General features: G+C 59.4%; 23 protein-coding genes. 14 read left to right on the forward strand and 9 right to left on the reverse strand.

Annotated elements, in window-relative coordinates; translation table 11 throughout:
• Positions 1 to 27: 27 nt before the first annotated feature.
• Positions 28 to 840, forward strand: a complete 813-nt coding sequence (locus tag B3187_RS05930; protein WP_286805096.1) for a glutaminyl-peptide cyclotransferase — start codon at positions 28 to 30, stop codon at positions 838 to 840.
• A gap of 80 nt (positions 841 to 920) precedes the next feature.
• Here the strand turns inward: B3187_RS05930 and B3187_RS05935 are convergent, their stop codons facing one another.
• Positions 921 to 1127: a cold-shock protein gene (locus B3187_RS05935; protein ID WP_024460685.1), complete on the reverse strand. Its 207-nt coding sequence runs from the start codon at positions 1125 to 1127 to the stop codon at positions 921 to 923.
• A 311-nt stretch (positions 1128 to 1438) separates the two neighbouring features.
• Between B3187_RS05935 and fnr the strand changes: the two genes are divergently transcribed.
• The 7 genes from fnr (at position 1439) to B3187_RS05970 (ending at position 7698) form a co-directional block, all read left to right on the forward strand.
• Positions 1439 to 2179: a fumarate/nitrate reduction transcriptional regulator Fnr gene (fnr, locus tag B3187_RS05940; protein WP_246004352.1), complete on the forward strand. Its 741-nt coding sequence runs from the start codon at positions 1439 to 1441 to the stop codon at positions 2177 to 2179.
• A 39-nt stretch (positions 2180 to 2218) separates the two neighbouring features.
• Entirely contained in the window at positions 2219 to 2812 is a 594-nt protein-coding gene (locus B3187_RS05945; RefSeq protein ID WP_123637784.1) for a DUF4202 domain-containing protein, read from the forward strand.
• A gap of 73 nt (positions 2813 to 2885) precedes the next feature.
• Positions 2886 to 3236: an ArsC family reductase gene (locus tag B3187_RS05950; RefSeq protein ID WP_123637785.1), complete on the forward strand. Its 351-nt coding sequence runs from the start codon at positions 2886 to 2888 to the stop codon at positions 3234 to 3236.
• 70 nt (positions 3237 to 3306) lie between these two features.
• Complete coding sequence (gene dapD, locus B3187_RS05955; RefSeq protein WP_123637786.1) at positions 3307 to 4341, forward strand: 2,3,4,5-tetrahydropyridine-2,6-dicarboxylate N-succinyltransferase; 1035 nt, start codon at positions 3307 to 3309, stop codon at positions 4339 to 4341.
• Positions 4342 to 4498: 157 nt separating this feature from the next.
• Positions 4499 to 5629: a succinyl-diaminopimelate desuccinylase gene (gene dapE / locus B3187_RS05960; protein ID WP_286805098.1), complete on the forward strand. Its 1131-nt coding sequence runs from the start codon at positions 4499 to 4501 to the stop codon at positions 5627 to 5629.
• Positions 5630 to 5662: 33 nt separating this feature from the next.
• On the forward strand, positions 5663 to 6880 hold the full coding sequence (locus B3187_RS05965) for an MFS transporter (protein WP_286805100.1): 1218 nt from the start codon (positions 5663 to 5665) through the stop codon (positions 6878 to 6880).
• Between the two features lie 59 nt (positions 6881 to 6939).
• Positions 6940 to 7698: a DUF1461 domain-containing protein gene (locus B3187_RS05970; protein WP_123637789.1), complete on the forward strand. Its 759-nt coding sequence runs from the start codon at positions 6940 to 6942 to the stop codon at positions 7696 to 7698.
• On the opposite strand, the gene djlA is transcribed toward B3187_RS05970, so the two are convergent.
• From djlA to B3187_RS05985, 3 genes are read right to left on the reverse strand one after another with little or no spacing between them, the layout of a single operon-like run.
• Positions 7673 to 8479, reverse strand: coding sequence for a co-chaperone DjlA (gene djlA / locus B3187_RS05975; protein ID WP_246004425.1), 807 nt, complete (start codon positions 8477 to 8479; stop codon positions 7673 to 7675). The genes B3187_RS05970 and djlA overlap by 26 nt on opposite strands.
• Before the next feature lie 35 nt (positions 8480 to 8514).
• Complete coding sequence (locus tag B3187_RS05980) at positions 8515 to 10137, reverse strand: protein adenylyltransferase SelO (protein ID WP_286805101.1); 1623 nt, start codon at positions 10135 to 10137, stop codon at positions 8515 to 8517.
• 34 nt (positions 10138 to 10171) lie between these two features.
• Entirely contained in the window at positions 10172 to 10783 is a 612-nt protein-coding gene (locus B3187_RS05985; protein WP_123637791.1) for a hypothetical protein, read from the reverse strand.
• A 339-nt stretch (positions 10784 to 11122) separates the two neighbouring features.
• Between B3187_RS05985 and B3187_RS05990 the strand changes: the two genes are divergently transcribed.
• Positions 11123 to 11869 carry a peptidase gene (locus B3187_RS05990; RefSeq protein WP_123637792.1) on the forward strand — a complete coding sequence of 249 codons (747 nt, stop codon included), beginning with the start codon at positions 11123 to 11125 and terminating at the stop codon, positions 11867 to 11869.
• Here B3187_RS05990 and B3187_RS05995 read toward each other — a convergent pair.
• The 4 genes from B3187_RS05995 to B3187_RS06010 all read right to left on the reverse strand — a co-directional run bounded on the left by B3187_RS05995 (position 11823) and on the right by B3187_RS06010 (position 16041).
• Positions 11823 to 12839, reverse strand: coding sequence for a zinc-binding metallopeptidase family protein (locus B3187_RS05995; RefSeq protein WP_286805104.1), 1017 nt, complete (start codon positions 12837 to 12839; stop codon positions 11823 to 11825). The two genes, B3187_RS05990 and B3187_RS05995, sit on opposite strands and share 47 nt — an antisense overlap.
• A gap of 5 nt (positions 12840 to 12844) precedes the next feature.
• Complete coding sequence (locus tag B3187_RS06000) at positions 12845 to 13807, reverse strand: alpha-E domain-containing protein (protein WP_024460698.1); 963 nt, start codon at positions 13805 to 13807, stop codon at positions 12845 to 12847.
• A 1-nt stretch (position 13808) separates the two neighbouring features.
• Positions 13809 to 15257: a circularly permuted type 2 ATP-grasp protein gene (locus B3187_RS06005; protein WP_123637794.1), complete on the reverse strand. Its 1449-nt coding sequence runs from the start codon at positions 15255 to 15257 to the stop codon at positions 13809 to 13811.
• A 121-nt stretch (positions 15258 to 15378) separates the two neighbouring features.
• Complete coding sequence (locus B3187_RS06010) at positions 15379 to 16041, reverse strand: 2OG-Fe(II) oxygenase (RefSeq protein WP_286805108.1); 663 nt, start codon at positions 16039 to 16041, stop codon at positions 15379 to 15381.
• Between the two features lie 112 nt (positions 16042 to 16153).
• Here B3187_RS06010 and B3187_RS06015 point away from each other — a divergent pair, with 112 nt between their 5' ends.
• The gene (locus B3187_RS06015; protein WP_246004354.1) at positions 16154 to 16417 is read left to right on the forward strand and encodes a hypothetical protein; all 264 of its coding nucleotides are present in this window, start codon (positions 16154 to 16156) and stop codon (positions 16415 to 16417) included.
• Between the two features lie 35 nt (positions 16418 to 16452).
• Here B3187_RS06015 and B3187_RS06020 read toward each other — a convergent pair whose 3' ends face one another.
• A complete protein-coding gene (locus B3187_RS06020) occupies positions 16453 to 16788 on the reverse strand; it encodes a DUF1820 family protein (RefSeq protein WP_024460702.1) in 336 nt (111 codons plus the stop codon).
• A 170-nt stretch (positions 16789 to 16958) separates the two neighbouring features.
• On the opposite strand from B3187_RS06020, the gene miaB reads away from it, so the two are divergent.
• The 4 genes from miaB to B3187_RS06040 form a co-directional block, all read left to right on the forward strand.
• Entirely contained in the window at positions 16959 to 18335 is a 1377-nt protein-coding gene (gene miaB / locus B3187_RS06025; protein ID WP_286805110.1) for a tRNA (N6-isopentenyl adenosine(37)-C2)-methylthiotransferase MiaB, read from the forward strand.
• A gap of 613 nt (positions 18336 to 18948) precedes the next feature.
• The gene (locus B3187_RS06030) at positions 18949 to 19998 is read left to right on the forward strand and encodes a PhoH family protein (protein ID WP_286805112.1); all 1050 of its coding nucleotides are present in this window, start codon (positions 18949 to 18951) and stop codon (positions 19996 to 19998) included.
• A 1-nt stretch (position 19999) separates the two neighbouring features.
• On the forward strand, positions 20000 to 20512 hold the full coding sequence (gene ybeY / locus B3187_RS06035; protein ID WP_286805114.1) for an rRNA maturation RNase YbeY: 513 nt from the start codon (positions 20000 to 20002) through the stop codon (positions 20510 to 20512).
• 103 nt (positions 20513 to 20615) lie between these two features.
• Positions 20616 to 21128: CBS domain-containing protein (locus tag B3187_RS06040; protein ID WP_286805120.1), on the forward strand; the 513-nt coding region annotated here is incomplete at its 3' end.

A 21128-nucleotide genomic window follows, 5' to 3' on the forward strand; every position in this document is an offset into this window, starting at 1 on the left:
GAGCCCTCACTGTCCAGGACCACGCTTATGACACAATCTTCCGGTGCTTTCAACACGCTCATCCGCGGGTGCGGCCAGATGCTGTGGCTTAGCGGTCTGATGATGTCCCTGGTCGCCTGCGCCGACACCGGCCCTCGCGACATTCTTCAGTACCAGTTCCAGATCGAGGCAGAGCAACCCCACGACCCCACCCTGTTTACCCAGGGATTACTCAAGCGTGGTTCACGGTTCTATGAAAGCGGGGGCCAATACGGCCAATCTCGCCTGGTCATCTATCAGGACAACGGTCGGCAGGTCGAGCGTGAACGGCCTCTGGCCGCACGCTACTTTGCCGAAGGGCTGACGGAACTGAACAATGAACTCTACCTGCTGACCTGGCGGGAAAAAACACTACTGGTTTACGACGCGGGCACACTTGAACCTCTGCGAGAGATGAGCTATTCCGGCGAGGGGTGGGGCCTGACCAATGACGGCGAACACCTGATCCGCTCCGACGGCAGCGCCCAGCTTTATTTCCATGCACCAGAGGACTTCAGCGTACAACGTCAAATCACCGTTACCGAAAACGGCAAGGCAGTCACACGCCTGAATGAACTGGAATACGTCGATGGCGCCATCTGGGCCAATATCTGGTATTCAGATCGCCTGATCCAGATTGATCCCGACAATGGCCGGGTGATCGGCTCTCTGGATCTGGCCGAGCTGGTACGCACAGCGCAGCCCGAGACGTCCGGAGCAGTGCTCAACGGTATCGCCTACGACGCCGAGCATAACCAGTTCTGGGTGACGGGAAAGCTGTGGCCTACACTTTATCGGCTCTCCTTGAGTCCCGAGCCCTAGTGGTCCCAAACCGCGGATAGCCGCGTATAAAAAAAGCCGCACATTCTGCGCGGCTTTCTTATACGGCGTCATCGGTGAGCTCAGAGCCCAACGACATTATCCGCCTGAGGGCCTTTCTGGCCGTCTTTCACATCAAATTCCACGCGCTGGCCTTCTGCCAACGTCTTGAAGCCGGTACCGGTGATAGCACTGTAGTGCACAAACACATCCTGGCCGCCTTCCTGCTCAATAAAACCAAAACCTTTGGATTCGTTGAACCACTTAACAACACCTGTACTTCTGGACATAGTCTTAACCTTAACGTTTTGCTGAGTCGAATGAAATCCGCACCGGTACCACATGACTCCGAACGCGGGACAACCCGCTGGCACAGTTCACTTACTTATGACTGACAAAACGTGGTGCTAAAAACAGGCCTGAAGCGTGTACAGGACGACCTTGTTAGTACGACGGTGTAACCATAAATAATGCGGCGATTGGCCAGCAAAAATGACTATATACTCGTTGCAGAGCCCCTGTAAAGAGCCCACCGGTGCAACACCTTTACCCTGCCAGACAAAGCTGCAACAATAGCCTCACGACCTTTATGGAAGATGCCATGATCCGGATCAGCACCTCTGAAACCAACTGCAGCCACGACCCCCAGACCTCCTGCGGCACCTGTCGTCTGAACACTCTGTGCCTGCCGCTGAGCCTGCATCTGGATGACGTCGATCAGCTCAACCGGATCGTCCAACGCGGCCGCCCCCTTCACAAGGGCGAACATCTCTATCGAGCCGAAGACCCGTTCGACGCCTTGTTCGCAATCCGCTCCGGTGCGGTCAAGGCCTCCACCCTCAACGAACAGGGTGAAGAACAGGTCACCGGCTTCTACTTGCCCGGCGAACTGGTGGGCCTCGACGGCATCGCCGATAACCGGTATACCAACACCGTGGTCGCGCTGGAAACCTCGTCCATCTGTGAAATCCCCTTTGAACAGGTGGAGGATTTGAGCCTCAAAATCCCTTCTCTGCAGCGCAATGTCTTTCAACTGCTCAGCCGGGAGATCACCCAGGATCAGCAGCTGATCAGCCTGCTGAGCAAAAGCAGCGCTGAAGAGCGGGTAGCCACCCTGCTGCTGAGTCTCTCCAGCCGCCATCAGCGCCGCAAGCTGTCGCCCACCGCCTTCCGACTGCCCATGTCACGAACGGATATTGGTAACTTTCTCGGGCTGACCATCGAGACCATCAGCCGGGTGTTCAGTCGCCTGCAGCAGCAGAAAGTGCTGTCTGTCGACAAAAAAGAAATCCATATTCTGGATATGGAGCAACTGCGCCAACTGGCCAGCCAGCGCCACTGACACCGTTTGCCGATCAACCCCACAGGACTGACTCGCCCCATGCCCGATTCACAGACCCGACTCGATCAGACTCTGGCCGCGTTCGACGCCGCCAACGCCGAAGACCCGAACCGGGAAACGGATCAGGGGGAGAGCCACCCCAAAGAGTGGCTGTACGGCCGACGCATGACCGAAACTCTCAACGTCTTCTGTCCGGATGCTTCGGAACCCCTGCAACTGGCCGCGCGCTGCCAGCACATTCGCCGCTGGGAGAGTCCACGCAGCGACTACCCCGACGGCCGGGCCGGTTATAAAAAGTGGCGCAGCCAGCTCGCCCTGCACCACGGCCGGGTGGCCGGTCAGATCATGGCGGAGCACGGCTACGATGAAGAGACCATCCGCCGGGTGCAGGATATGCTGATCAAACGCAACCTCAAGCGCGATCCGGAGGTGCAGACTCTGGAGGATGTGATCTGCCTGGTTTTTCTCAGTCACTACCTGGAAGACTTCGCCCAGAAGCACAATGAGGAAAAGCTGATCGATATCATCCAGAAGACCTGGAACAAGATGTCGGAGAAGGGCCATGAGGCGGCACTGAAGCTGCCGTTGTCGGAGCCGATGGGGCGTCTGATTCACAAGGCGCTGGGTGCATAAAAGGCCGCAATCCCGCCAAACCCACCTTAAAATTTGCTACAATTGCCGGTTTTGCAAAACCGGTGAACATTTCATGGCAGCGATTACCCTCTACGGCATCAAAAACTGCGACACCGTCAAGAAAGCCCGCCGTTGGCTGGACGACCAGGGCGTGGACTACCGGTTTCACGATCTACGCTCCGACGGGCTGACCGAAGCCCAAGTCACCGGCTGGCTGAGCGAGCTGGGAATGGACCTGGTGAACAAACGCAGTACCAGCTGGAAAGCGCTGGACGAAGCCACCCGGGAGCAAATGACCGCTGACAATGCGGCTGCGGTGATTCTCGAGAACCCCACCCTGATCAAGCGTCCGCTGCTTGATACCGGGGATGCCCGCCACGTGGGGTTCAAGGCAGACGATTACACCGCCTGGTTGGCCCACTGAGCGGGCCTCTCGCACTGCATCGCGTTTCTTTCAATTTCCGTATTAACGTAATGACCCACAGGACATGACCATGACTCAACTGTACAGCCTCGGCCTTGGTGTCGGCACCCAGAATCTGAACAACGAGTGGTTGGAAGTTTTCTACCCTCAGCCTCTGCTCAACCCGGCCGAGGCCACCGCTTCCGCCGTGGCCCAGGCGCTGAACTATCAGGGCGGCAACCAAGTGATCGAGCTGGACGTCGACAAGATGCAGGGCCTGGCTGAGGCGCTTGAGCAGGCCGGAGACGATGCCCAGGCGGCCATTGCCCGCTCCTTCATTCACAGCAAGCGTCCGCTGGTCGCGACGCTGCTGGCCGAAGACAGCGCGCCGAAGTCGGTGCCCGAGGGTTACCTGAAGCTGCACCTGATTTCCCATCGACTGGTCAAACCTCACGGTACCGACCTGACCGGTCTGTTTGGTTGCCTGCCCAACGTTGCCTGGACCAATCAGGGCGCGGTGGATCTGGACGAACTGCCGGAGCGTCAACTCCAGGCCCGCTTGGCTGGTGATCTGCTGGAAGTGGCCTGCGTGGACAAGTTCCCGAAAATGACCAATTACGTGGTGCCCAAAGGCGTGCGGATTGCCCACACCGCCCGGGTTCGCCTGGGTGCCTACCTGGGTGAAGGTACCACCATCATGCACGAAGGCTTTGTGAACTTTAATGCGGGCACTGCCGGCCCCGGCATGATCGAAGGTCGTATCTCCGCTGGCGTGTTTGTCGAGTCCGGCTCCGATCTCGGCGGCGGCAGCTCGACCATGGGCACCCTGTCCGGCGGCGGCAACATCATCATTTCCATCGGCAAGGAGTGCCTGTTGGGCGCCAATGCCGGCACGGGCATTCCGTTGGGCGATCGCTGCACCATCGAATCCGGTCTGTACATCACCGCGGGCACCAAGGTGGTAGTCCTGGACGATCAGGGCAATGAGGTGAACACCGTCAAAGCCCGGGAACTGGCCAACCAGTCCGGCCTGTTGTTCCGTCGCAACTCCCTGACCGGTCGGGTCGAATGTGTGACCAACAAGACCGCGGTGCAGTTGAACGAGTCGTTGCACGTTAACAATTAAGTTAGGTTAGGTTACGGCGGATGCGCGCAAAGCGCTTATCCGCCCTACGCAAACCACGGCAATATCCGTGGGGCGGATCGGTCCGACGCCTCGGAGGCCAAAGGCCGCATCCGCCGTTCCCAAAAGCCGCATCCGCCGACACCCCAAGAGACCTGCTATGACCCCCACACTCCAACTCGCCCACGACCTGATCCGCCGTCGCTCGGTCACCCCCGACGACGCCGGCTGTCAGGACCTGATGATCCAGCGCCTGGAGGCCATCGGCTTTCAGGTGGAACGGTTGCGGTTTGAAGAGGTGGACAACTTCTGGGCCACCCGGGGCACCGACGGGCCACTGCTGGCCTTTGCCGGGCACACCGATGTGGTGCCCACCGGCCCGGAAGGTCAGTGGCAACATCCCCCGTTCGAACCGGTGGTCGAATACGGCATGCTGTACGGTCGGGGCGCGGCGGATATGAAAGGCTCTCTGGCCTCCATGGTTGTGGCCTGCGAGCAATTTGTGGCGGAGCATCCAGATCATCAGGGCCGGATCGGTTTTCTGATCACCAGCGATGAGGAAGGCCCCTCGGTGAACGGCACTGTGAAAGTGGTGGAGTGGCTGGAAGCCCGCCAGGAGAAAATCGACTGGTGCATCGTGGGTGAGCCCTCCAGTACCGACCGGGTGGGCGATGTGATCAAGAACGGTCGCCGGGGTTCCCTTGGTGGCATCCTGCGAGTCAAAGGCGTTCAGGGGCATGTGGCCTACCCTCACCTGGCCGACAACCCGATTCACAAAGCCGCCCCGGCGCTCGCCGAGCTGGCGGCACAGGAGTGGGATCAGGGCAACGAATTCTTTCCCGCCACCAGCTTCCAGATTTCCAATATCAACGGCGGCACCGGGGCCACCAATGTGATCCCCGGCGACGTCGAAGTGGTGTTCAATTTCCGCTTTTCCACGGAAGTGACCGAAACGCAGTTGCGTGAACGCACCGAAACGATCCTGAATAAACACCAGCTGAATTACGAGCTCGACTGGAAACTCAGTGGTCAACCCTTCCTGACCGCCGAGGGCGAGCTGGTCGACGCCGTCGTCAAAGCGGTAGAACAGCACACCGGGCAGAAGCCGATACTCTCCACCGCCGGCGGCACCTCGGATGGGCGTTTTATCGCACCTACCGGGGCCCAGGTGGTCGAACTCGGTCCGCGCAATGACACCATTCACAAGGTGGACGAGTGTGTTAAAGCGGAAGATCTGGACACCCTGACCGCGCTCTATCAGAGCACGCTCAAACGGTTGCTCATCCGCTAAAGTCGATCACCTGCTGAAGACCGAGAGGGTACTGTGCAGAATTATTTTCGTTTTATCGCCCAGTCCTGGCCACTGTTGGCGTTTGGGTTTATCAGTATTTTCTGGGGTAACTTCGGGCAGTCGTTTTTCATCAGCTGGTACGGTACGCCCATTCAGGAGTCTCTGGGGCTGTCCGCCGGTCGGTACGGGTCCCTGTATTCCATTGCCACACTGACCAGCGGCCTGCTGATCATGGTGTTCGGGGGGCTGATTGACCGGCTGCCATTGCGTTTCTTTGCCTCCCTTTCTGCCGTGGGGCTCACGCTAGCCGGCATCGTGATGGCGCTGGCCTATCACCCCCTGCTGTTGTTACTCGGACTGTTTCTTCTGCGTTTTTGCGGCCAGGGGCTGCTGCCCCACACCGCACAGACCACCATGGCCCGCTATTTCGACCGGGACCGGGGCAAGGCATTGAGCGTCTCGGCCAGCGGCGTACCGGTCGGCGAGGTGATTCTGCCCATTGCGGCAGTGGCACTGATCACTCTGATCGGCTGGCGGGGCAGTTGGGGCGTCATCGCCCTGCTGACCGTGGTGCTCTACATTCCCCTCATGCTCTGGCTGCTCAAACAGGCCCCGGTGGACACCCGCAGCCGCCCCGCCACTGCGGACGCTGAGGTACTCAAACGCAGCGCCGGGCGGCGGGACATGCTCAAGGATTACCGGTTCTGGCTGGCTCTGCCCACGGTGCTGGGCGGTCCGTTTATGGTGACCGGCATTTTCATCCAGCAGGGTTTTATTCTGGCCGAGAAAGACTGGTCGGCCGCCTGGCTGGCCAGCTGTTTCATTATTTACGGCGTCACCCACTGGGTGGCGCAACTGGTCACCGGCATTCTGATTGATCGCTTCAGTGCCCAGACGGTGCTGCGTTTTGTCCTGGTCCCCCTGACCGGGGCGGTATTTGTACTCGCATACTTGAAAGGCAACTGGGTGGCGCCGCCGTTCATGATGCTGTTGGCCATGACCATTGGCTCCGGCAGTCCCGTGGGGGGTGCGCTCTGGGCCGAGGTGTACGGTACTGCCAAGCTCGGCTCCATCCGCTCCCTGATGAGCTCCCTGATGATCATCTCTACCGCCATCTCACCCTTTCTGTTCGGAGTGCTGATCGACCGGGATCTGACCGCCCTTCAGATTTTCAGCGGCACCGGCTGGGTACTCATTGCCGCCCTGATTCTGGTGCAGTTTTCCTATAAGCCGCAGCAGACAAAACAGTAAGACTTTCCGGATCTCTCGACTCTTGGCATCATGGGTCCTCCACGAATAAAGGAAGGCCCATGCTGACATCACTGCTTCATCAATCCAGCCACTGGTTCAACCGGTTGGCGCTGTGGCCACTTCTGTTTGTCAGCCACTTTCTGGCCGCCAGTCTGCTGGCCTGGCACCTGCTTGCTCAAGTGGACTTCGGGTTTTCCCTGGCCTACCCGCTCCTGGAAATTGATCAGCACATCGAGCGTTTCGGACCGGAAAACCGGTACAAAACCGGGTTTGGCGAGACATCACAGGAAGAGCATGTGCGCCTGTTCGGCGAAATCACCCGCAGCATTCAGAGCAGTGGCGAGGGTCTGGCGGAGATTCAGTACACCCTGCCCAACGGCCAAAGCACCACGCTGATGCGCCTCCCCGAAGTCATTCACCTTCAGGATGTGGCTCGGCTGGTGGATCACTACTATCTGGCGGGCCTGACGGCGGCGGTATTACTGGTCGTATTGGTGCTCTACGCGCGCCAGCGCCAGCTGACACCACCCAGGCCGCGGAAGGTATTGTGGGTGACCGGTGCCAGCCTGGCGGTTGGCGGTGTCGCACTCTGGGTGATCGGCCCGGTGAAGGTCTTCTATTGGCTGCACGAATACGCCTTCCCCGAGGATCATCCCTGGTTTTTCTACTACCAGGACTCCCTGATGACCACACTGATGAAGGCGCCGGACCTGTTCGGTTTTATCGGCGCACTCCTGCTGCTACTGACCCTGATTCTCTGGGCCCTGTCCGGGGCGCTATTGCTGCGCGGTTTCAGGCGCGGGCGCGCTCTTCCTTGATCAGATCATAGGCGGTACGGATTTCCTGGGAGCGCTCGGTGGCCTCCTTGATCATGTCCTCCGGTACCCCCTGCCCGATCAACTTGTCCGGGTGATACTCACTCATCAACTTCCGATAGGCTTTCTTCACCTCGGCATCACTCGCCTCGGGAGAGACACCCAAGGCATCATAGGCCTGCCTGAGCCGGTCCCGGGCTGACGGTCCGCTGGCCCCACCCTGATAGCGCTGCTGGCCACTGAAGCTGTTCTGGGCCTGGATCATCCGCAGCAACTGCTCAAACATGGCGCTGGACAGGCCCAACCCGAGGGCAATCTGACGCAGCACCTGGACTTCCTGCTCATCCAGCTCGCCGTCGGCCAGGGCAATGTTGACCAGGTAGATCAGCAGCATCCGCACCAGATTGGCGCGACGGCCACAGACCTCCCGGAACCGGGCCACCTGGGCATCGGGGTCAAACTCCGTCGCCACGCCTTCCTTGAACAAGGCGATCGCCTGCTGGCGATGCTCGGGGGTAAGCCCCATCTCGTTCATGTAGGCTTCGGTCTGCTTGATTTCGGATTCGGACACCCGACCGTCGGCCTTTGCCAGGTGGCCCAGCAGGCGAAACACCGTCTCGAAGAAAGTCTGTTCGATTTCCCGACGCCGCTCGGGCGAGCCCTCCGCCTGAATCTGGTTGTACCCCTTATCGAAAAGGTGGCCCACCACCAAGCCCAGCAGAGCCAACAAGGGGCCACCCATAAACCAGCCAAGCACACCGCCAATGAGTTTTCCGAGAATCATCATAAATAGATCGTTTCCTTTAACTGTTCAGATCATCAGGAGCTGCAGGAGAGCATGGAGCAGCCCGCCTTGCGCCGGGCCCACTCGGGCCGGCGGGCAAAGTAAGCGGCGTTCTCTGGCTGTTCGTCGTAGGGTCGACGCAGAAGTTCCTGCAGCCGATGAATTTCACTGAAATCCTCCGCTTCGGCCCGATCAATGGCCTGCTGGGCCATGTAGTTGCGCAGCACGTACTTGGGGTTGGTGCGGTTCATCAGGGCCCGCCGCTGAGCGTCTTCGGTACCGTGCAGTACCCGGTCCTGAATCAACCGGTCCCGATAGCGACGCAACCATTCGGCCATGGTGTGCTCGGCTTCGAAGGTCGGTGGCTGGTAGTAGGCTTCCAGGACCGGCTCCAGCAGCTGAGCGCTGTCCGCCTCTTCTCCGGGAGTCTCGCCATCCGGATGGAAATCCGCCAAGCGGCGGAAGAAAATCGTCATATCGATCTCGGCGCTCTGCAATACCTGCTGCAGTTCAGACACCAGCACCGAGTCCCCATCCTCCCAGCGGCTCAGGCCCAGCTTTGCGGTCATATCCCGCTGCCAGCAGCGCTGATATTCCTCGCGATAGACATCCAGCACCGCCTGTAGGGGCTCTACCTCGCCAATCAGAGGATGAATAGCATTGGCCAGCTGAGCGAGATTCCACAGTGCCACCTGGGGTTGAGCGCCGAATCGATAGCGACGCCCCTGGGCGTCGGTGGTGTTGGGAGTCCAGTCCGGGTCGTAGCCTTCGAGCCAGCCATAGGGGCCATAGTCGATGGTCAGCCCCAGTACCGACAGATTGTCGGTGTTCATCACGCCATGGACAAACCCCACCCGCATCCAGTGGGCCACCATCTCGGCGGTGCGCACCGCCACCTCTTCCAGCCATCGCAGGTAGGTGTCACGGCCCGGCGCGCCGAGGTGAGGGAAGTCAGTCTGTATCGTCACGTCGAGCAATTGCTGGAGCAGCTCATGCTCCCCGCGGGCCGCATGCAGCTGAAAGTGGCCGAAGCGGGTAAACGATGGGGCCACACGGCAGACCACCGCTCCGGGCTCCCACTGGACGTTGCCGTCGTAGAACATGTCCCGTTCAACCTTATCGCCAGTGAGTACCAGGCTCAGTGCCCGGGTGGTCGGGACGCCCAGATGGTGCATGGCTTCACTGCAGAGAAACTCACGCACCGAGGAGCGCAGCACCGCCAGACCATCGGCGCCCCGGGAATAGGGCGTGCGCCCGGCGCCCTTGAGTTGCAGGGTCCAGTGCTCACCCGCCTCGTTCAGAACCTCGCCCAGATTGATGGCCCGGCCATCACCCAACTGCCCGGCCCAGTGACCAAACTGGTGACCACCGTAGACGGTGGAGTGCGGTTCCATACCGGGCAACAGCGCGTTGCCGGCAAACACCTCGGCAAACGCCTGGCTGTCACAGTCTTCAGGCAGGAACCCGAGCGTATCGGCCACTTCGCGGGCGTAGGCAACCAGAGTCGGTTTACTGGCCCGTCGCGGGGCAACCCAGCTGTAGCTGGCGCCGGTCACCGGGCGCGGCACATTGTCCGCCACCGGGTCGGCCGGCAAGGCCCTCAACCAGCGGTTATCGAATTGGGGAAGGTGACGAAATGAAGAGGAGGTATCGGTCATGGGGCCAGTATATCATCTGGCCCCATGGCGGGGGTTAATGGACGCGGCGACGGGCAGCCCAGAGGCCACCGAGACCGATCAGCAGCAAGACGAAGCCACCAGCCTCGTTAACCGAAACGGCTGTATCCTGGAACTGCAGGCTGTCCATGGCGAAGATGCCACCGGCAGCGTCAACGACCAGCCTGGAAACATTGGTAAAGTCAGCCGCAATCCAGAGCGGCTGGTTTTCGAAGTCCGGGTTGATCTGCGCGTCGACCAGCTCGCCGACCTTATTGCCCTGACCATCATAAGCCACCAGGGTAATCCAGAACGACATGTTGTTGTAATTGCTGGTCGACGCGAAATAGGCCCCCATAAAATCAAAGGGATTATCGCGGGTAATTTCCAGGTTACTTTCGAACCCCTGATTGAACAGAAACTGGCTACCACTGTGCGCCGCATCGCCGAACCCCGACATACCGGAGTCGCCCAGCCCCCAGCGACTGTCCCAGTTGAACCCCGCATAGCTTTGTTCGGACACACTGCCTTCTGAGGGGTCCAGATCATCAAAGGTAATCAGATCCGCGCTTGCCAGGGGTGCGCCAAGCAGCAGAGCTATAGCGAGGCCCTTTAGCCAGCGCTGTGTGAAATGAATTCCGTCTTTCATAATTCCAGATCCGTGTCATATGCCAATATTTGGTGGGTTTAAGCGCCATCCCAATATGGCATTTAATGCAACGAAAGAGCCAGAATTAAAAAACCCTTTAAAAACAATAGGTTAAATTTTTTCGCGCAAACACCCATCCTCCGACAATGCTTTTGGCGCCAATCCTGTAAAGCGCTTCGACAAAACCCTCCCCGTCAAAACCTGCGTCGGACCACTGAATTCGGGGCCTCGTCGGGCAAATTGACAGCGGTTACCCACCCCTTCGGTCACCCGCTCCTTGACGCTCCGGATGACTGCTCTTAACCTAGGCGCCCTTTGAGTTACTGGGCGAGCCCAACTATGACCTACTGCCTGGCCATCAACGTCGAGAACGGATTGGTGTTCTGTTCGGATTCACGCACCAACGCCGGGGTCGACCAGGTGAGCACCTACAGCAAGATGTACCGCTTCGGAATTGAGGGCGAACGTCAGTTTGTGGTGCTCTCCGCCGGGAACCTGGGCACCACCCAAGCAGTGATTTCCCGCTTGAAGCGGGACATAAAGGATGGTGCCGAACAGAGCCTGAAAACGGTTGAGTCCATGAGCGACGCCGCCGAATATCTGGGTGAGGTCAATCGCGCCCAGCAGGAAAAACACTCCGATAACACCAGCGCCAACTTTGAGGCGAGCTTTATCATCGGCGGGCAGATCCAGGGCGAGAAGCCCCGGGTGATGATGGTGTATCCGGCGGGCAACCATATCACCACGTCGAAAGACACCCGCTATCTGCAGATCGGGGAAAGCAAGTACGGCAAACCGATTCTGGACCGTATCCTGACCGCCAAGACCGACCTGGACACCAGCGCTCTGTGCGCCCTGGTCTCCATGGACTCCACCATGCGCAGTAACCTGACGGTGGGGCCTCCCATCGAGCTGCTGCGCTACGAGAAGGACTCCTTCACCGGTCAGCATAACCGCTTCGATGAAGACGATGAGTATCTGCGGGAACTGAAAAAAGCCTGGGATGCGCGCCTGGTGGAGGCATTCGTTCAACTGCCGCCTATTGACTGGCAGCCGCAATCACCCGATGAATCACACGAAGCTTAGCGATCACTGAGTCGGTCAGCACGAACGGATAGGCGTCCGGCAGGCCCATGCTGCGATTCAGGGCGTTGAGCACCACGGTCAATTCCACCCAGCTCTGGACCAGCTCGTCCACCGAATCCGTCGCCACCACGGGGGCGGAGCCAAAGGCCCGGGCGGTGTCCAGGGTATCCCACATGTGCAGGTAGTGCGCCCAGGTTTCGGCCCAATCCTCCAGCGGGTGTGAACAGGCATAGGCGCTGATGTGGGTACCCTGCCAATTCGGGTTGCCCCCCTGCTTATAATGGCTTTTCAGCGCTTGCTGATAATCCACGTGGGGATTGCCAAACACCTCGATCACCTCCTGCTCCCAGGCCGTCCCCCGCACCAGCAGGTCGTAGTAATAGTGACCGCTCTCGTGGCGAAAGTGCCCGAGAAGGGTCCGGTAGTACTCCCCCAGTTGCTGGCGAATCCGCTCCCGGTAGGCATCGTCCGCCTCGGCCAGGTTCAGGGTGATCAACCCCATGGCGTGGCCGGTGGCCACATAGGATTCACGCACATTGGCGTTGGAGCGGCTGTCCTCCAGGAACGCGAACTGCAGGCCGATTTTGGGCGCCTCATGACGCCCCTGCACCGGCAGCCCGAGCTGCATCAGGGTGTAGATCAGATGGCGTTTGGCCGATTCCAGCTTGGCCCAGTGGCGCACATTCCCGGGGCGTTCCAGGTGCGGTACGATCTTGTTCAATCGACAGGACCGACAGTAGCGGTGACGATCACCGGCGGGCAGCACCCAGTTGCAGCTCTGATATTCGATGTGATTGCGACAGTCGTGAAAGCGTTCGCCCGAGGCACTCACCAACACTCCGTCGGCTTCGCGGATCAGCGCCACCATATCCTGCCGCTCGGGATCAAACCGCAGCAGGCGCCCGCAGTTCAGGCACTCGCTATTATCAAAGAAAACGCGCTGGCCGCAGGTGCACTTGAAGTCTTTCATAGGGGTTATTGGCTCTGGGCCTGAGGGGCGACAGGCAGGAACCAGGTATTGGCAATCTGCCGGTGAATATCCGCCACTTCCAGTTGCACGTTGTCGACGTACTCCTGAAGGCCGGATTCGAGCAGCTCGGGGATGTTGGCACTGCGCAGGCGACGGCGCACGCCGGTCACCGCCCGCAGGGCTTCATCACTGTTGGGCAACTTGTGCAGGCAGGATTCCAGCTCACCCAGGCTGTGGGACACTGAACGCGGAAACATACCGTCCTGCAACAGAAAGGTCACCACATCCTCCGCGTTCACCCGGTCCTGCACATGCTGGCTGTACATCTGATAGGCGCTGAGCGAGCGCAACACACTCATCCAGAGAATATTGTCGTAGGGCTCCAGTACATCTTCCTCACCGCTGAGGTGGGGCAACAGGTTCGCCGAGCCGGCATCGACAATGCGGGTGGTCATATCGGCCCGTTCCAGATTGCGTCCGATGCGGATGAAGTCATAGGCGCTGTTGTGACTCATACAGCCCGCCAGCAGACCGGTGAACTGCTGAATGCTGGCAATGACCGTATGCAGCACGCGGTTGCGCTCGCGCCGGGCCACCGACTTGGACAGATTGTCCTTCACCTCGAGATACAGGTTGTTGATCAGCTCCCAGGCTTCCATGGGAATGATTTCCCGGGTGATACGCGCATTCTCCCGCGCCCAGCTCAGTGAGTTGAGCAGCGAGGCCGGATTGTCGCGATCCGACAGCATGAAGCGCACCACCGTGCGCTCATCGGCTTCCTCGGTATCGCCCCGATTGAAGTAATCGCCGGTGCCACTGATTTTGATCAGTGAGCCCCAGCCCACCCGGATACCCCGGGGCAGATCCATCAGCAGGTGAGAGTTGACATTGACCAGGCGCGCCACGTTTTCGCTGCGCTCCATGTATCGGCTCATCCAGTAAATACGTTCTGCAACTCGTGACAACATCTTATTTATCCCCCTCAACCACGATCCAGGTGTCTTTACTGCCACCCCCCTGGGAGGAGTTCACCACAAAGGAGCCCTTGGTCATCGCCACCCGGGTCAGGCCACCGGGGGTGACATGATGATCCCGCCCCTGAAGAATGAACGGCCGCAAGTCGATGTGTCGCGGTTCGGCGTTGCGCGGCGTCACCACCGGCGACGTGGACAGGGACATCAACGGCTGCGCCATATAGTTGCGCGGATTGGCCTTGATCTTCTGGGCGAAGGCTTCCCGCTCTTTCTTGCTCGCCTGGGGCCCCATCAACATACCGTAGCCGCCGGACTCATTGGCCGGCTTGACCACCAGTTTGTCGAGGTTGGCCAGCACATAGTCCCGATCCTTTTTGTCGTTGCACAGATAACTGGGCACATTGGGCAGAATCGGGTCTTCGTCCAGGTAGTATTTGATCATCTTGGGCACGTAGGTGTAGACCAGCTTGTCATCCGCCACCCCTGCGCCGGGGGCATTGGCCAAGGCGACATTGCCCTTGAGCCAGGCGCGCATCAACCCCGGTACACCCAGCACCGAATCGGGATTGAACATCTCCGGGTCGAGGAACAGGTCATCGATCCGCCGGTAAATCACATCCACCCGGGCCAGGCCATTGATGGTGCGCATGTACACCATGTCATCCTCTACCACCAGGTCACTGCCTTCCACCAGCTCCACACCCATCTGTTGAGCCAGATAGGAGTGCTCAAAATAGGCGGAATTGTAGATGCCCGGAGTAAGTACCACCACTTCGGGAAACTCCATGGGGCGCGGAGAAATCGCCGCCAGGGTATCGAACAGTTGGTTGGGGTATTCGGTCACCGGCAGAATGGTATGGTTTTCAAACAGCTCCGGCAGCACCCGCTTGGTGACCTTGCGGTTCTCCAGCATGTAGGACACGCCCGAGGGAACCCGCAGGTTGTCTTCCAGGACGTAAAACTGCCCTTTCTCGTCGCGAATCAGGTCGGTGCCGCAGATATGCGCCCAGACCCCAAACGCCGGCTTCATGCCAATGCACTCCGGCCGGAAGTTTTTGGAATCCGCCAACAGCTCTTCCGGGAAAACCCCGTCCTTGATGATCTTGCGCTCGTTGTAGACATCGTCAATAAAGCAGTTGAGTGCCTTGAGGCGCTGGATCAGGCCGCGCTCGGTTTTTTCCCACTCGCGCTGGGAAATCACCCGGGGAATGATGTCAAAGGGCCAGTCGCGGTCAATATTGCCCGCGTCGCTGTAGACGGTGAAGGAGATCCCCATGGTCTTGATCGCCAGCTCGGCGGAGAGCTTGCGCTCCTGAAGCTCCTCGCCGCTGAGAGAGGCAAGGTAATTGGCCAGATGGCGGGCCGCTTTGCGCGGGTTGCCGGGGGAGCTGATCAGTTCGTCGTAGAAGTCGCCACAGGCGTATTCGCGCCAGTCAATCTGCATAGCCGGATCCCTACTGCTGTGAGTGATGCTCGCGCTGCAACAGCGCGGAATCATTGACGATAGCAGCTCAATCCACAAAGGCCAAGCGGGATTCCTGCTTCCCTGCGCCGGGTAGACGCCACTATCTGGGCGGATCAGGAACCAACGCCGAGCTGTTATTCACCCGGAACCAGCCCGCAATGCTATAGCGCTCACGCTGGGCGGGACGGACTTCGTGGGGGAACACTTCGCTGAGGAAAATCACCAGCTTGCCGTATTCGGGACGGACGCACTCCAGCTCTGACTCACCGTCTTCGGCGTAAATCACCAGCTCGCCACCGTCATTCGATTGCCATTGGGGGTTGAGATAAAAGACCGTGGACAGCACCCGGTTGGACTGCCCCTTGAACGCATCCAGGTGCTTCTTGTAAAAGGCGCCGGGCGGGTAGCTGGCGAAGTGGGCTTCGTAATCAAACAGCCCGAGAAACAGGCGGCGGTTGAGCCCCTGGCGCAGTTGCTCCATCCAATCGAGAAAACCGCCGGCGCCCTCGCTTTGCCCCTGCAACCAACAGATTTGGTCCGAGCGCACAAACCGGTTAACCTGAAAGTCGTCCTGACGGCCAATACCCGCCGGTTTGAACTCCGCACTGTCGAGCTGCTTGAGTTCAATAAACAGCCGATCCACCAGTGCCGGGGGGACAGCGGCGGGTATCACCGCATAGCCTCGGGTTTCCAGTTGCTCGGCGATATAATCCAGCGTGTCGCCGTCGGAGGGGCCCCGGGGCGGTAGGGGTTGGGTGCTCAATCGTGGTCCTGCCTTTACGTTCCGGGGCGCCATGGGACCGGCGCCGTCAGACGGCTATATACCGTAAATTAACGCGGAATACACGCTTTTCAATCGCGAACCCGGCAATTTTATGAAGCACTCATGGCTCGCCGCCCTAAAGGCGCACTACACCGGCTCTCTGGAGCAGGGCTTCCGCCAGTTTCGGTTGGGGGTTTCGCTGTTCTTTCTCGGCGTGGTTGGGCTGTATATCGCCAATACGCTGATCGAACCATCGATCGAGCAGGAGCTTGTGGTATTGGCGAGCTTACTGGTGGGGGGTGCGGGCTTCATCTGGGCCATGATGGCCCACCTGCGGATGCTGATCGGGCGACTGATCCGGTTTTTCAGCCGGTAGGTAGAAAGATCAGCCGCCAGCGATGGCGTCCGGACTCAGTTATCCGAGCCCGGCTTGGGGGCAAAATTGCTGTAGGGGAACTGGGTGACCTTCTCGCCCTTGAATTCACTGATCTTGCCCGCGCCTTCCTTTTCCACCTCATCGATACGAACGATGGCGTGCATGGGAATATAGGAGCGCTTGACCCCGGCGAATTCGTTTTTGAGCTTCTCTTCCGACGGGTCGACCACCAACTGGCTGCGCTCACCGAAAACGAACTCTTCCACTTCAATAAAGCCGTACATTTCGCTCTGATAAATGGCGCAGGCGAAGACCTCATAGACCTGGCCCTGATTGACGAAAATGACTTTGTAGACGGGTTTTGCGGCCATAGTACTGCTCGGGTTTTCCAGACAAATCGAAAGGGCGCGAAGAATAGCACAAATCCCGTGCTGAATAGACCCATTTTTGGGTAGATTTTGATCAATCTATGGGATTTCAGGCCCAAGATCGCTATAATGCGCGACCTCGAATTTGACCATTTTTTAACCAGGTTGTTGCCATGACCACCGAGCACAGCACCCCGACGCCGAAAAAGCTCTACATCAAGACCCACGGCTGTCAGATGAACGAGTACGATTCCGCCCGCATGCGCGACCTGCTGGGCGAATCGCACCAGATGGTGGCCACGGAAAACCCGGAAGAAGCGGACGTGATCCTGATCAACACCTGCTCCATCCGGGAGAAGGCCCAGGAGAAGCTGTTCCACGAGCTGGGCCGCTGGAAGTCACTGAAAGACGCCAAACCGGACCTCAAGATCGGCGTGGGCGGCTGTGTGGCCAGCCAGGAAGGGGAAGCCATCTCCAAGCGGGCGCCCTTCGTGGACATGATTTTTGGCCCCCAGACCCTGCACCGCCTGCCGGAAATGATCGAGACCCCGCGTGGCGACAGCGCCGTGGTGGACATCAGCTTCCCGGAAATCGAGAAGTTTGACCACTTGCCCCAGCCAGAGTCCGACGGGGTCAGTGCCTTTGTCTCCATCATGGAAGGCTGCTCCAAGTACTGCACCTTCTGCGTGGTGCCCTACACCCGGGGCGAGGAAGTCAGCCGTCCGGTCACCGATGTGCTCGCCGAAATCGTGCACCTGGCCGGTCAGGGCGTGCGGGAAATCAACCTGCTGGGCCAGAACGTCAACGCCTACCGGGGCGAAAACAGCGACGGAACCGTGGTCGACCTGGCCGAGCTGATCACCTACGTCGCCGCTATCGACGGCATCGACCGCATCCGTTTCACCACCTCTCACCCGGTGGAATTCAGCGACTCGCTGATTGATGTCTACAACGAAGTGCCGGAGCTGGTCAGCCATATTCACCTGCCGGTACAGAGCGGTTCAGACCGGATTCTGATGGCCATGAAACGCGGCCACACGGCCCTGGAATACAAGTCCAAGCTGCGCCGCCTGAAGGCCAACCGCCCGAACATCAGCTTCTCCTCGGACTTCATAATCGGCTTCCCGGGAGAAACCGACGCGGATTTCAAGGCCACCATGAAACTGATTCATGATATTGGCTTTGATACCTCCTTCAGCTTCATCTACAGCCCCCGCCCGGGCACCCCGGCGTCGGATCTGCCGGACGAGACGCCGATGGAAGTGAAGAAAGAGCGTCTGAAAATTCTGCAGACCCGTATCACCCAGCAGGCCCAGGACATCAGCCGCAAGATGGTGGGCAATACCGAGCGGGTGTTGGTCAGCGGGTACTCCAAGAAGGACCCAGGTCAGTTGTCCGGGCGCACGGAGAACAACCGGGTGGTAAATTTCCGCTGCGATGACCCGGCGTTGATCGGCAAGTTTGCGGATATTCTGATCGAAGAGGCATTACCGAATTCGCTGCGCGGGACCTTGTTGAGCTCCGAGTTGGATCAGGATTGGGCGGCTTGATACTGCGTCAGAGATTGACTCCGTAGGGAGTCCGGGCACGCTACCGGGTAACCTCTTCTCAAAACGCGATGAATACGTCCCTGTAGCTCCCTCGCTTCATCCGTGAAGCGAGGGTTTGAGAAGAGGTTACCCGGCACCGTGCCCTCCGGGGTAAATTCGCGCCCAACGGGGTGCTCACCGGACAAGGGGTGACGGCGGATGCGGGCTTCGCCCTTATCCGCCCTACGCATAGCATGGTAGTTCGTGTAGGGCGGATAAGCGCAGCGCATCCGCCGTTACCCAAGCGAGACGCTACTTCAGAGGTCCGGGAAGGGGAAGACCGTTCAAGACCGTGGAGCGGGGGACCCGCGATTCGAGCCTGCGTGGACGCCCCACATGGATGTGGGAAGTGTCCCGAAGCGCCGGGAGCGCGAAGAGGACCGTATTTACGGCGTGTCTTGAACGGCCTTCCCCTTCCCGGACCGGACGCTCAGATAACCACAAGAGCCTCTTATAACCCAGGGTTCGCAAAACCACCCGGGCTAAGAAACAAACGGCCGAAGATTTGCCTTTTCGCCATCATTTTTATGGTTTAGGCTTAAAGTAAGTCCATAAACAGGAGAACGACACCTCATTGAATAGTCACGCAGTAACCAGCCCCGACGCTGTCACCCATCGGGTGACCCTGGAACCCGACGACAACCGCCGTCTCGCCAGCCTCTGTGGTCAGTTCGACCAGCACCTGCGCCAGATCGAAGAGCGCCTCAATATCCAGATTCGCAACCGCGGCAACCAGTTCGCGCTGACCGGTGATGCCCAGACCACCGAGACCGCCGCTGAGCTGCTCAAGAGCCTCTACCGCGAAACCAACACGGCGGAGCTCACCCCTGACGAAATTCACCTTGCCCTGCAAACCTCCGGTATCGAGGAGCTTATGGACCAACTGAATGACCGCGTGACCGACGAGGGTGCCGCCGAATCCGGTACCGGTGGCGATCAGGCCTCCGGCGGCATGACGCTGATTCGCACCAAGAAGTGCACCATCAAGCCCCGGGGCGGCAATCAGCAGCGCTATGTGAAAGCCATCCAGGCCAACGACATCAACTTCGGCACGGGCCCGGCCGGTACCGGGAAAACCTACCTGGCGGTCGCCTGCGCGGTGGAAGCCCTGCTCAAAGACGAAGTCGAGCGGATTCTGCTGGTACGCCCGGCGGTGGAAGCCGGCGAGAAGCTGGGCTTTCTGCCCGGTGACCTGGCCCAGAAGGTGGACCCCTACCTGCGGCCGTTGTACGACGCCCTGTTTGAAATGCTGGGCTTTGAAACCGTCGGTAAACTGATCGAGCGCAACGTGATCGAAGTGGCCCCACTGGCCTACATGCGCGGTCGCACCCTGAGCAACGCCTTTGTGATTCTGGACGAAAGCCAAAACACCACCCGGGAACAGATGAAAATGTTTCTGACCCGGATCGGCTTTGGCTCCACCGCCGTCATCACCGGCGACCCCAGCCAGATCGACCTGCCCAAAGGCCAGAAATCCGGGCTGCGGCACGCCATTGAGGTGCTGTCGAACGTCAATGGCATCAGCTTCACCCACTTTACCGCCAAGGACGTGGTGCGCCACCCGCTGGTGCAGCGCATCGTGGAAGCCTACGACGCCTTCGACGAGAGCCACCCGGACGACTGACGTGCCCCTGACCATCGATATCGCTGTCGCCTCCGAGGACGACGGCCTCCCCTCTTCCGAGCTGATCGAACGCTGGATTGGCGCAGCCCTTGAGGCGGGCGCCCATCAGCCCGATGCCGAGGTCAGCGTCTGTATCGTCGACGAGGCCGAAAGCCAGGCCCTCAACCACCGCTATCGGGGCAAGGACAAACCGACCAACGTTTTGTCCTTTCCGGCCGACCTGCCTGCCGAGCTGGAACTGCCCTTGCTTGGCGATCTGGTAGTCTGCGCCCCGGTGGTGGCGCGGGAAGCAAAGGAGCAGGGCAAAAGCCCCGAGGCCCACTGGGCTCACATGCTTGTGCACGGGACCTTGCATTTGCTAGGTTATGACCATATTGATCCGGAGGAAGCCGACCAGATGGAAAGCCTGGAAACCCGGATTCTGACTCGGTTACACTACCCGTCGCCTTACGACGAGGCCCCGATACCCGGCGCAAGCCAACCAACAGGACAGATTCAAACCCATGAACGATGACCCTCCGAGTAGCAGCCTTCAGACCCGCTACTCCGATAAAGCCGATAAAACCGACCGATCGGACAAGACCGAACGCGCCGACCGGTCCTGGTTGCACAAGTTGATGCAGGCCTTCAACGGTGAGCCGCAGTCCCGCGAGGAACTGCTGGAAATCATCAAAGAAGCCGCCAACAACAAACTGCTCGACCAGGAGGCACTGAGTATCATCGAGGGGGCCCTGGACGTCTCGCTCCTTCAGGCGCGGGAACTGATGATTCCCCGCTCCCAGATTGTCGCCATCCGTATCGACGAAACCCCCAAAGAGTTTCTGCCCAAAATCATCGAGTCCGGCCACTCCCGCTTCCCGGTGATTGGCGAGAGCTTTGATGACATCAAAGGCATCCTGCTGGCCAAAGACCTGCTGCGCATGATGCTCGAAGAGAACACCGACTTCAGTCTGGAGTCGATCCTGCGCCCGGCCAACATCATTCCCGAAAGTAAGCGGGTGAACGTCCTGCTGCGGGAATTCCGGGAAAAGCGCTACCACATGGCCCTGGTCATCGATGAATACGGCGGTATCGCCGGGCTGCTGACCATTGAAGACATTCTTGAGGAGATCGTCGGCGACATCGAAGAC

This window comes from Marinimicrobium sp. UBA4209 (assembly GCF_002381585.1).
Classification (GTDB): Bacteria; Pseudomonadota; Gammaproteobacteria; order Pseudomonadales; family Cellvibrionaceae; genus Marinimicrobium; species Marinimicrobium koreense.